Genomic DNA, 10,555 nt, shown 5'->3' on the forward strand with positions numbered 1-10,555 from the left:
CTCTTTTCCTTTTTGAGATATAAAGATCATCTATTTATAATCGGTATTTAATGTAATTATTACATTTAATACGATTTTCCTATCTTATGTATAGGGATTTGATGCTTACTTAAAGTTCTTTGGGCTGCTTAGACAGCTCTTTTTGCAGTTTGGTAGAATAAGGAATAACTATAAATAATAAGCCTGTAACGATTACTTAATAAATCTAACTTTGGTAAAAAGAAATATTTTTTAAAAATTGAACCTATTATGATTTGGTAATCGTCTAATAGCAGAATTTAAAGTAGGTTGAAGGGGAGGGTAGTAGATTGGACAGAGAAGAAAAAGATTTTATATTAGAAAAAATAATGATTGAATATGGTAATGAGTTGGTACGATTGGCATTTTCTTATGTAAAAGATACAGAGATTGCTAAGGATATGGTTCAAAATACGTTTATCAAATGCTACAAAAACCTTGAGTCGTTTCGATTTGATGCACAAATAAAAACATGGCTCTATCGTATAACAATCAACGAATGTAAAGATTATTTAAAAAGTTGGAATTACAAAATGGTACAGGTGAAAAGTTTTATCAATGAAACAGCAAAATCAATATTACCATCAACAGAAAAAACGGTTATCAATAAATACAATAATGAAGAAATAAAAGATACTATCTTTTCTCTTCCAAAAGTGTATCGGGAAGTGGTTTATCTATACTACTATGACTCATTAAACACAGAGGAAATTGCCAAAGTTTTGGATATTCCAGCTAATACGGTGAAAACTAGATTAAGAAGAGCAAAACAAAGATTAGAGTCGATGATAAAGGAGGCAGAACTGAATGGAAGATAAACGATTAAGAGATAAATTATATAATATGTCTGAACAAGAACTAAGATTTACGAAAGAAGACCGTAATGAAGTATTTAAACAAATTCATAAACTCGAGAAGAATAATACGCAAAAAAATTCTCTTGTTTCTTCTTCAAAAAAATTCGCACCACTGACAGTTTCTTTATTAATAGTAGGCTTGTGTATATTTTTGTTTATGCCATCGATTCTTTCGGGAAACTTTAATGAAAAATCTAACACAAATGTTGCAAGTGAACCTGTCGTTGAGGAAGCTGGATTTGTAACCACTTTACTTACGGTGAAGTCGAAAGAAATGGATAATCGAATATATCTTAACCTTTTACTTTCTTATAGTAAAGATAAAAAGACAATGAAAGTTTTATCGATTCCTCATTTTACGTATGCGCCAATAGCAGATAACAATGATGGAACTACTTTGTACGATAAATTGTTATTTGCTTATAGTTTTGGTGGTGCTGAAAATGTAAGAACTACTGTTTCAAAACTATTAGATTTACCAATTGATTATTATGCAGTAATCGATTTAGAAACCATTTCAACGTTAATTGATTCAGTGAATGGTATCGATTACAACTTGCCAGAAGATATTCGAGTAAGAGCGATAACTAGAGTAGCATTTGACTTCGAAAAAGGACCGCATCGTTTGAATGGAGAAGAAGTTGTGGCATTAATGATGGCTGCTACAGTGGGAGAGGGAAGGGGCTTAGATGAAGAAAACCTATTAAACATACTGAATGCTGTTATGAATAAAACAGAAAACGAAATTCCACCGACACAATTAAAGGAACTGCTTACTCAAATAGAAGCAAATGCATCACTAGATTATTGGTTAGAGAATCAAATAGAAATCAATTCTATAAAACCGTTATCTTTAATTGATGGAATTAGAGATGATATGATAGATGGTAAATACTACATGGTGTTTGACAAAGATTTTTTAAATTCAATTTCAGAAGAACTAACCACATTTAACTAAATAGGAAATTTTTTTGTAATACTTATGGTGCGTTAATGAAATGTAGATTAACGCTTTTTTTGAAACATTTGGTTATGCCAAACTTGATGGTGTAAAAACGACAACAAGCCGTATCTATTGATTGCTGGCTTCGACCAAAACACCTATGACCATTTACCAATTACACTCACTTCTGGTCGATTACCTAAAAAGACACGGAAATTCTCATTCCCTATGAAAAAGGAGGAACAGATGGATGTAATTTGAAACAAATTTTAAAGAGCCTTGCTACGTAGAATGTAGTAAGGCTCTTAGCTTTTATTAATCAATATTCAATAACTTTATTATCATTATACATCTTTTTTTATTAGTCAAACTAACTGTAAAAAAGTGCATGGAATTATACTATAAAACTAAAACACTTTTCTGCCTACAAAATAGCCTTCATTGATATAAAATGCGGGCTCAATAGTTTTATTATGATTTTTTTGTATATTTCGGATAAACGAAATATACTGTATATTATCGGAGGGATTACAATGGACTACATAACAACGAAAGAAGCAGCGAGTATATGGGGTATTTCTGACAGAATGGTTCTTTATCATTGCAATTCTGGACGCATTGATGGTGCTATAAAGATTGGAAATACGTGGTTGATACCAAAGACAGCAACAAAACCTCAAGATAAAAGATTTAGGAGGAAAAATCATGACAAATAAGATACTCATAATAGATGACGATATAGAATTATGCTCTCTAGTTAAAAAATGTGTATCACAGGTTAACCTAGAAGCAGATGTTGCTTATAACGGGCAAACAGGGTTACTGCAATTGATGAATGAAAAGGACACATACTTACTTATCATTTTAGATGTTATGTTACCAAATAAAGATGGATTTCAAGTTTTATCTGAAATAAGAAAATATAGTAACGTTCCTGTCCTTATGCTAACTGCTAAAGGAAGTGAGCCAGATAAAGTAACAGGTCTTAGTCTTGGAGCAGATGATTACTTGACAAAGCCATTTAGCATTAACGAACTTATCGCTAGGGTACAATCTCTCATTAGAAGATATACTACTTTTAATTATGGAGATTCAGTCAGTATTCTTACCTTTAAAGGTATGGTTATTGACAAAGAAACAAGGACTGTTTATGTTCAAGAAAAACCAATTGATTTAACTGGAAAAGAGTTTGATTTGTTGGTGTTTTTAGCAACAAACAAAGGTCGTGTCTTTACAAAGAAACAAATATACACACAAGTTTGGGAAGATGACTATGCTTTTGATGACAGTAATATTATGTCCTTTATAAGTAAACTAAGAAAGAAAATAGAACCTAATTCAGACCAGCCATTTTATATTTTGACGGTACATGGTGTAGGTTATCGTTTCAATAAGGAGGCATAATCATGAACTGGATTCACATTCTACTTATTATTTTAATTCTTTGCTTTGTAGTTATTGTTTACTTGATTTTAAAACTCTCTAAGGTTTCTGAACAGCTTTCTATTATTGAAGATTCTTTAGATGATATTAAGCAAGGAAACTTAAATCGTCGTATTCTTGTTAGAGAAAATGATATGACGAAAACAATTTGTTATTCCATCAATGATATGGTTACTAATAATCAAGTTCAGCTCATTAAGTTAAAGCAATCTGAACAAGCCTATAAACGACTTATGACCAGTCTTTCCCATGATGTAAAAACTCCTTTAACTTCATTAGTTGGATATTTAGAAGCAGTTCAAGAGCGTATTGTAACAGGAGAAGAAAAAGAAGAATATTTAGAGGTGGCTTTGACTAAAGCCCACCATCTTAAAGGATTTGTAGAATCTCTGTTTGACTGGGTAAAACTTGACGCAAAAGAACAGGGCTTCCAACTTGAACGACAAGATATAAACGAATTAACTCGTAACATATTAACAGATTGGATACCAACCTTTGAAGAGAACAATTTTGAGTACAACATTGATATTTCTGATACAGAGTGTTTTATTCAGTTAGACCCTAACGCATATATAAGAATTATCAATAATTTGCTTCAGAATGCTCTCACTCATAGTGAGGGAACACAGATTGATCTGCAAATTGATGATAAAGATCATGATGTTATTGTTCAAATAAGTGATAATGGGAAAGGCATTCCAACAAAGGACTTACCACATATTTTCGATAGATTATATCAAAGTGATGAATCACGTTCGGTAAACGGAAATGGTTTAGGACTTGCTATTGCTAAAGAACTTGTTCTTCTACATAATGGGTCAATCAGTGCTAATAATTCATTAAATGGCGGAATGACATTTACCATAATATTTCTTAAAGCTCTTTAATTTTTGAGAGCTTTTTTTATTTGCAAGAAACAAACAAGATTTCTGCAAGGTTATGGCAAGATTTCTTTGATAAACTGGATTTGAAAGGAGGAACAACATGTTTACTATCATTCAAGCAGAGATTTCTAAATTAAAGCGAAAAAAGATAAAAACTGGAATATTTGTTTTTACGACTTTACTTGCTGTCTTTGCAGTAGAGCGGGCTATTCATATACCTAGAACTAGTGAGATTATGGATAGCTTTGGAGATTTATATACTTTAGCTTTTAAGAATATGAGTGTTCTATTTCTACCTGTTGTTCTTGGAATGTTCGGTACTTCGCTATTCTTTGACGAATATTCAGGTAACACACTTAAAGAATTGTTAATTATTCCAATTACTAAGACACAGATTTATTTTTCAAAGATTACTTTGGTATTTGGGTTATCATATCTAATCTGTATGTATACCTACATTATAACGATAGTAGGTGCAAATATTGCTGGTGGTTTTCCAGATTTTAATACACAGACAATACTAGAAGCGTTCATTTTGTTTTTAGAGGGTAGTATCTTAATTCCTTTATCAATGCTTCCAATTATTGTTTTCGCAGTAACAGGGAAAAGTTATTTGCTACCAATAGGAATTACACTTATGTATATCCTACCTGTGATTGTTGTACCCGCACCATTAATGGGATTGCACCCGTTAGCAAGTTCACTATCCATCTATAGTTATTCCTCGTCTGTAGCAAATGATATGGTTGTTAGAATGACACAAATAAGTGAAACAATGATTACAATACCTAGTTACACAGTCAGCATTATAAGTATTTTGGCAATTGCAGGTTTGTCTTTAGTATTTTCTCTTTATCTCTTGAAAAAACAAACTCTTTAATGAAAGGATTTAATTATGACGAAAAATATTATTGAAACAAAAAATCTTACTAAGATATATGGAGAGCAAAAAGTGGTTGATAATGTCAATCTCCATGTTCAAAAAGGACGTATTTATGGATTGCTTGGACGTAATGGTGCAGGAAAAACCACGATTATGAAAATGATTTTAGGTCTTACGACAACCAATTCAGGTGAAATTACAGTTTTCGGCAACTCAATAACAGGAAATGAAAAACTAATCTATCCACGCATTGGAGCGATTATTGAAACTCCTGGATTCTATCCAAACTTAACAGGGACTGAAAATCTTGAAATATTTGCTAAGCTTCGTGGGACTGCAAAACCAGATGCAGTCAAGCACGCATTAGAAATTGTTGGTTTACCTTACAAAGATAAAAAAGTATTCAGTAAGTATTCCTTGGGTATGAAGCAACGTTTAGGTATTGCTAATGCGATACTTCATGAGCCCGAGTTACTGATACTTGATGAACCAACAAACGGGCTTGATCCTATTGGGATTGCAGAAGTTCGAAAGTTCATTCGTAATCTATGTAATGAACGTGGAATTACTATTCTTATTTCTAGCCATATCTTATCTGAAATTGCACTTTTGGCAGATGACATTGGTATTATTCATAATGGTGTTTTACTTGAAGAAAATAGTTTAGCTCATCTACAAAAAATGAATGATAAATATGTTCAATTAGAAGTATCTGATACTGCAAGAGCAGCGGTTATTTTAGAACAAAAACTTGGCATATCAGAATACTCTGTTCAAGCAGATAACATATTACGTATCTATAAAGCTCATATTGATATGGCTTTAGTAAATAAGACTTTAATGCTTGAGAATATATCCGTTATTAGTTCGCAACTATGCAATGACACTCTTGAAGATTATTTTAAGAAAATAACAGGAGGAGAGGGAATTGCTTAGTTTAATTCAAACTGAATTTCTAAAATTGAAACGAAAAAAGTTTATTTGGTTTATGTTTATCCCTGCTTTGCTCATGCCACTCGTTGCTGTCCTTTATTTTAAGGCAGGCAGTCAAGTGGATCTGACACCTATTAAGTTTTATAGATGGACGGCATTTTCATATACAACTTGGCTTATTCTTCCGTTTGTATTGGGAATGTTGATTACAATGTTAGTTTATCAAGAAGTAGAAAACAATTTATTAACACAACTGTGGATTGTTCCAGTTGGAAAACTTAGATTTATTATTAGCAAATTTTGTGTTATGTGGCTTTACTCCATTTGTTTCATGCTGATATGTGCCAGTGGCTCTATAGTCATAGGAAGTGTTTCGGGGTTAATAGAAATTACAAACACTAGTGTTCTTAATCTTATACTGAAATGCTTAGAAATAGGAGCTTTACTTCCCTTTGGGATGATTCCTATTCTTGCTCTAGCAACAACACAAAAAGGATACATTCTTCCTGTGTCTACCACAATAGTTTATGTCTTTTTTGGATTTATTTTACTTATGGGAAACATGTACCTCCACCCATTATCAAGTGTTATTGGTATTCTTATGAGAAATATTGAAGGCGTTATTATGAAAGACCCCGTACAGATTTGGAAAGCACTATTGTCTATTACTCTTTGGTCTGGCACCTCAATCGCATTGGCAATAAATGTTTTAAGAAAAGGAAAGGTGCTGTAGAAATGACACTATATTTATGGGCTGAAAGGTTAAAATTAAAGAGGTCTAATATCTTTAAGATTGCTATATTTTCAACAATAATCGTAGCTGTGATTGTATTTATGCAAGGACAATTCATATATTATGGTGAGAGATACATCGATGAGCCTGAATGGTATTTAACAGCTATACAATCTTTGGGAAGTTTTTATGTATTTCCTGCAATTATTGCTTTGATGGGAACATATATCATTTGTAGAGAAATTCAAGATGATACATTGAAATCACTTGTTCTCATTCCAGTGAGCATATCGAAAATGCTTATTGCAAAACTGCTTTTGACTGCATTCTACTCATTGCTCCTATATGGTTTTGTTTTCCTGATTGCATTAACTGTTGAGTTATCTCTCCATTTTTCTCTACTGAACCTCAACACAATATTGAATAATTTAAAGATGTATCTTTTGACTGGAATTGGTTTTTTCTTGGCAGTTTCTCCAATTATAACACTGGTGTACAAGTTAAAAGGAAGCCATTGGTTAGCACTGATTTTTGCAGAAGTTTTTGCCTTTTTAGGATTGTTTGCTAGTATGCAAAGTACATTACGTGCTATCTATCCAATTACAGCAGTGTTTAATATATCAGGATATTATGAAGCAACTTCATCAGAGATTATCCTAAGTTTAATAAGTTTAATTTTATGTGGAACAGTATCAATATTATTTATCATGAGATTCAATAAGAATAGTTCAAAGGTTTAATTGTTAGAAAATTTCGGAGATGTAATTGTAGTAAAAATACAATGGGTATATAGTCCTGTTTGTGATAATAAAACAAGATTAAAAGTTCGTGAAGAGACTGAATTGAAAAACTTTCCTCTATTCTGCCCTAAATGTAAAAATGAAACGTTAGTAGATGTAAAAGGATTTAAATGATTTATCAAAGAGCCAGACGCAAAGACGCAGAGCTGATAATGTAAATTAACGCAAATAATCGACTTCACTAAAACACCCGAAACCCTTGATATATATAGGTTTCGGGTGTTATTTATTTTCCTAGGAAGTTAATGAAATGTAGATTAACGCACTTTTTAATATTTAAGGTAAAAACAATTGGGTTACTGTAATTGAAATTAAAGAGTGTAAAGAGATAAAGATTAGGCTACCGAAATCAAAGGTAGCTTTTTTATTGAGCAAACGGTGCAGTTTAGTTCAATAATTGTATTTGGTTGTTCATTACCTATACTGTAAAATTTAGGATATATTTATTGCTTTAAGTATTTCTAAAGAATTATTTTGGAGGGGATAATTTGTTGTATTTAACCTTATTAATCTGCATCGTTTTAATTGTAATGATGGATAAGCTTACTCAAGCTTTTAAATTATCAAGCATTTGGGGGTTGATTGGTCAAATTTGTGTGTCGCTTGTATTAATAGTGGTCGGCAAACTCGAGGTTAGTTATATTAATCTAGGAAATCACTTTGAATTAGGATATTTGACGATTCCATTTACTTTATTAGTTCTTGTAGGTTTTACAAATGTAATGAATATAGAAAAATCGCAAAATACTTCAATATTGCTGTTGCCATTTGTTTCTTTAGTTTATTTCTCAATTGCAGCTTACGTCATGGGCCATTCATTTGTTCTAATAATAGGATTTTGTACTTGTTTAGTGATTTTGTTTATTATGCTATATGGTTATTTTTCAAGTAAAGTATTTGTAGGAAGAACGATTATTATGTCAGTAGGTTTCATAATAGCGGTACTTTCAATATCTTTCATTAAAACATCTATTGTAACAATTTATATCCCGTTATTTACTTTAGCATTACCATTTACTTTATATTATTTTATTACAGATAAATTTACGAATATAACATCAATTTTAGTTAGCACTATAACAGCTATATTCTTTGGTGGATTAATGTTTATAGTTCCTTTTAATATAATGTGGTATTTCATTGTTGGGTTAACTATTATTTTGGTTATTATGCAATCTTCACGTAAATATCGTATTATCTAGAAATTAAAATTTCTCTATAGTAATAACTATTAACCATTTAGATAGGAGAAGTTATGAAAATTTATAAATTAGCTTGTGTAAGTACTTTTATTATACTCTTATCAGGGTGCAATACATTTACATCTAAAACGGAAGAATCATCTTTAAAATTAATATCGGAAGTTGTAAATGCTGAACCTGTTGCATTAGATATCACTCAAAATGAAAAAGAAGAAAAATCAATAGGAGTTTTTCATCCACTTGTAATTGATGAAGAGATAGCATCTCCTATAGGTGAAAGTAAATCATATTTTATTAATAATTGGAGTGTTCCAGTTAAAGTATCCTTATCAAATACTGGTACTGAAAGCTTTTTATATAAAATCCAAAATATAGATAAAGGAACAAATGTAATAAATGGTGTTTTAAAAAGTAATGAAAATTTTGAACAGGTATTTGATAGATTAACTGAAGGAGCTTATGTCATATCTTACCTTGTACAAGAGGAAGGGTTTCCTATGGATATAAAACTAAAGGTAAAGGTAGAGCTACTTCCCTAAATAACAAGAAAAGAATAGATACTTCATTCATTAACCACAGGACTGGTGCGTAAAATTCACTACAGTCCTTTTGTTATGTCCTACTTTGCTCTACTATCAATCATCGCAGTTAAACTATCCAGCTTGTTAAGACTTTTCAAAACACCTTTTGTATTATGAAACAAAATGTTTAAAGGAGAGAGAAACATGAGTGTAGAAATTTTTAATGGTGAGCGTTCTGAGGAAAGTGTTCAATTTGAAAAATTGTTATTTTCCCAGAGTAATAAAATAAGTTTTTCTAGTATTGAAAATACCGAGCAATTAATAAAGCAAAGGGGAATTGAAAATATTCAGCCCTATGTGATTGGGGATGATGTTAAATTTTTAAGTGATAGTAAGGAGCAGGTATTTGAAGGTATGCAGGTTTTTACTTTAAATGACCAAAAGTCTTTGAATCAAAAAGTTATTCTCTATATACATGGTGGTGCTTGGACGAATCAACCTTTAAATTTGCACTGGATGCTCATGGATAAAATAGCGCAATCGATAAATGCGAAAATTATTGCGCCCATTTATCCTAAAGTACCACATTTTAGCTATAAAGATACCTACCCAAAGATCCTAAACCTATATAAAGAAATTCTTGGAACTGTTGAAGGCTTCCATCAATTGACCATCATCGGAGATTCGGCAGGCGGAAATATAGCACTTGGACTGGTCCAACTTTTGAAGAGAAATGATCTACCACAACCAAAAGATATTATTTTACTATCAGCATGTGTTGATATGGGTTTAGAAAATCCTCTTTTACCTGAATATGAGGAAAAGGACCCGATGCTAGCTAGTGTGGGCATGGAAGTTATTACAAAGATTTGGGCAGCTGATAAACATGTAAAGGATCCGTTAATTAGTCCAATTTACGGTGACTTTAAAGGACTTGGGAAAATTACTCATTTTATTGGAACACACGAAAGCTTATATCCAGATGCCATAAAATTTGATGAACAACTAACAGAACAAGGCATTGACATCACTACCTTTGTTTATCCTAACATGAATCATGTGTTTGTAGCTATGCCTATCCCTGAAGCCATAGATGCTCAACAGAAAATTATTAATATTATTGGGAATTAAATATTGAAATAGGGTCATTTTAAGTTCGTTATTCAATTAAAAAGAGCTTTAGATAATAGTAAATTATCAAACTTTTTATAACAATTGAGTATAGAAAAAGCGTGTTTTGATTAATTCAAAACACGCTTTTTCATGTTGTTGAAATACTATTATGTCAATGAAATCAAGGTGACAAATTAAAAAGTATAGCCCTTTTTCAAAACGAGG

Annotated in this window: 13 protein-coding genes; all 13 read left to right on the forward strand. The window is 31.5% G+C overall.

Annotation, left to right across the window (positions count from 1 at the left end; all coding sequences use genetic code 11):
- Positions 1 to 308 precede the first annotated feature (308 nt).
- The 13 genes from AC2CGN_RS23605 to AC2CGN_RS23665 all read left to right on the forward strand — a co-directional run bounded on the left by AC2CGN_RS23605 (position 309) and on the right by AC2CGN_RS23665 (position 10,348).
- Positions 309 to 836: a sigma-70 family RNA polymerase sigma factor gene (locus AC2CGN_RS23605; protein ID WP_286923631.1), complete on the forward strand. Its 528-nt coding sequence runs from the start codon at positions 309 to 311 to the stop codon at positions 834 to 836.
- Positions 826 to 1,833 carry an LCP family protein gene (locus AC2CGN_RS23610; RefSeq protein ID WP_429985645.1) on the forward strand — a complete coding sequence of 336 codons (1,008 nt, stop codon included), beginning with the start codon at positions 826 to 828 and terminating at the stop codon, positions 1,831 to 1,833. The genes AC2CGN_RS23605 and AC2CGN_RS23610 overlap by 11 nt, the downstream gene beginning before the upstream one ends.
- Before the next feature lie 518 nt (positions 1,834 to 2,351).
- Positions 2,352 to 2,534 carry a helix-turn-helix domain-containing protein gene (locus AC2CGN_RS23615; protein ID WP_283868624.1) on the forward strand — a complete coding sequence of 61 codons (183 nt, stop codon included), beginning with the start codon at positions 2,352 to 2,354 and terminating at the stop codon, positions 2,532 to 2,534.
- Positions 2,524 to 3,222, forward strand: coding sequence for a response regulator transcription factor (locus tag AC2CGN_RS23620; RefSeq protein ID WP_484516617.1), 699 nt, complete (start codon positions 2,524 to 2,526; stop codon positions 3,220 to 3,222). The genes AC2CGN_RS23615 and AC2CGN_RS23620 overlap by 11 nt, the downstream gene beginning before the upstream one ends.
- A 2-nt stretch (positions 3,223 to 3,224) precedes the next feature.
- Entirely contained in the window at positions 3,225 to 4,148 is a 924-nt protein-coding gene (locus AC2CGN_RS23625; RefSeq protein WP_484516619.1) for a sensor histidine kinase, read from the forward strand.
- Between the two features lie 97 nt (positions 4,149 to 4,245).
- Positions 4,246 to 5,025, forward strand: coding sequence for an ABC transporter permease (locus AC2CGN_RS23630; RefSeq protein WP_484516621.1), 780 nt, complete (start codon positions 4,246 to 4,248; stop codon positions 5,023 to 5,025).
- A gap of 15 nt (positions 5,026 to 5,040) precedes the next feature.
- On the forward strand, positions 5,041 to 5,964 hold the full coding sequence (locus AC2CGN_RS23635) for an ABC transporter ATP-binding protein (protein ID WP_429982300.1): 924 nt from the start codon (positions 5,041 to 5,043) through the stop codon (positions 5,962 to 5,964).
- On the forward strand, positions 5,957 to 6,694 hold the full coding sequence (locus tag AC2CGN_RS23640) for an ABC transporter permease (RefSeq protein WP_484516623.1): 738 nt from the start codon (positions 5,957 to 5,959) through the stop codon (positions 6,692 to 6,694). The genes AC2CGN_RS23635 and AC2CGN_RS23640 overlap by 8 nt, the downstream gene beginning before the upstream one ends.
- A 2-nt stretch (positions 6,695 to 6,696) precedes the next feature.
- On the forward strand, positions 6,697 to 7,434 hold the full coding sequence (locus tag AC2CGN_RS23645; RefSeq protein WP_484516625.1) for an ABC transporter permease: 738 nt from the start codon (positions 6,697 to 6,699) through the stop codon (positions 7,432 to 7,434).
- Complete coding sequence (locus tag AC2CGN_RS23650; protein WP_484516627.1) at positions 7,435 to 7,608, forward strand: cysteine-rich KTR domain-containing protein; 174 nt, start codon at positions 7,435 to 7,437, stop codon at positions 7,606 to 7,608.
- Between the two features lie 377 nt (positions 7,609 to 7,985).
- Positions 7,986 to 8,696, forward strand: coding sequence for an MraY family glycosyltransferase (locus AC2CGN_RS23655; RefSeq protein ID WP_484516629.1), 711 nt, complete (start codon positions 7,986 to 7,988; stop codon positions 8,694 to 8,696).
- A gap of 53 nt (positions 8,697 to 8,749) precedes the next feature.
- Positions 8,750 to 9,235 carry a hypothetical protein gene (locus AC2CGN_RS23660; protein ID WP_429989959.1) on the forward strand — a complete coding sequence of 162 codons (486 nt, stop codon included), beginning with the start codon at positions 8,750 to 8,752 and terminating at the stop codon, positions 9,233 to 9,235.
- A gap of 186 nt (positions 9,236 to 9,421) precedes the next feature.
- Positions 9,422 to 10,348, forward strand: coding sequence for an alpha/beta hydrolase fold domain-containing protein (locus tag AC2CGN_RS23665; RefSeq protein WP_484516631.1), 927 nt, complete (start codon positions 9,422 to 9,424; stop codon positions 10,346 to 10,348).
- Positions 10,349 to 10,555: the final 207 nt, after the last annotated feature.

It is taken from the genome of Lysinibacillus sp. DFXJR4, from assembly GCF_057196045.1.

Bases quoted from the DNA above. Each gene is read 5' to 3' on its own strand.
- AC2CGN_RS23610 (WP_429985645.1), top strand. From the start codon at position 826: ATGGAAGATAAACGATTAAGAGATAAATTATATAATATGTCTGAACAA.
- AC2CGN_RS23615 (WP_283868624.1), top strand. From the start codon at position 2,352: ATGGACTACATAACAACGAAAGAAGCAGCGAGTATATGGGGTATTTCT.
- AC2CGN_RS23620 (WP_484516617.1), top strand. From the start codon at position 2,524: ATGACAAATAAGATACTCATAATAGATGACGATATAGAATTATGCTCT.
- AC2CGN_RS23625 (WP_484516619.1), top strand. From the start codon at position 3,225: ATGAACTGGATTCACATTCTACTTATTATTTTAATTCTTTGCTTTGTA.
- AC2CGN_RS23630 (WP_484516621.1), top strand. From the start codon at position 4,246: ATGTTTACTATCATTCAAGCAGAGATTTCTAAATTAAAGCGAAAAAAG.
- AC2CGN_RS23635 (WP_429982300.1), top strand. From the start codon at position 5,041: ATGACGAAAAATATTATTGAAACAAAAAATCTTACTAAGATATATGGA.
- AC2CGN_RS23645 (WP_484516625.1), top strand. From the start codon at position 6,697: ATGACACTATATTTATGGGCTGAAAGGTTAAAATTAAAGAGGTCTAAT.
- AC2CGN_RS23660 (WP_429989959.1), top strand. From the start codon at position 8,750: ATGAAAATTTATAAATTAGCTTGTGTAAGTACTTTTATTATACTCTTA.
- AC2CGN_RS23665 (WP_484516631.1), top strand. From the start codon at position 9,422: ATGAGTGTAGAAATTTTTAATGGTGAGCGTTCTGAGGAAAGTGTTCAA.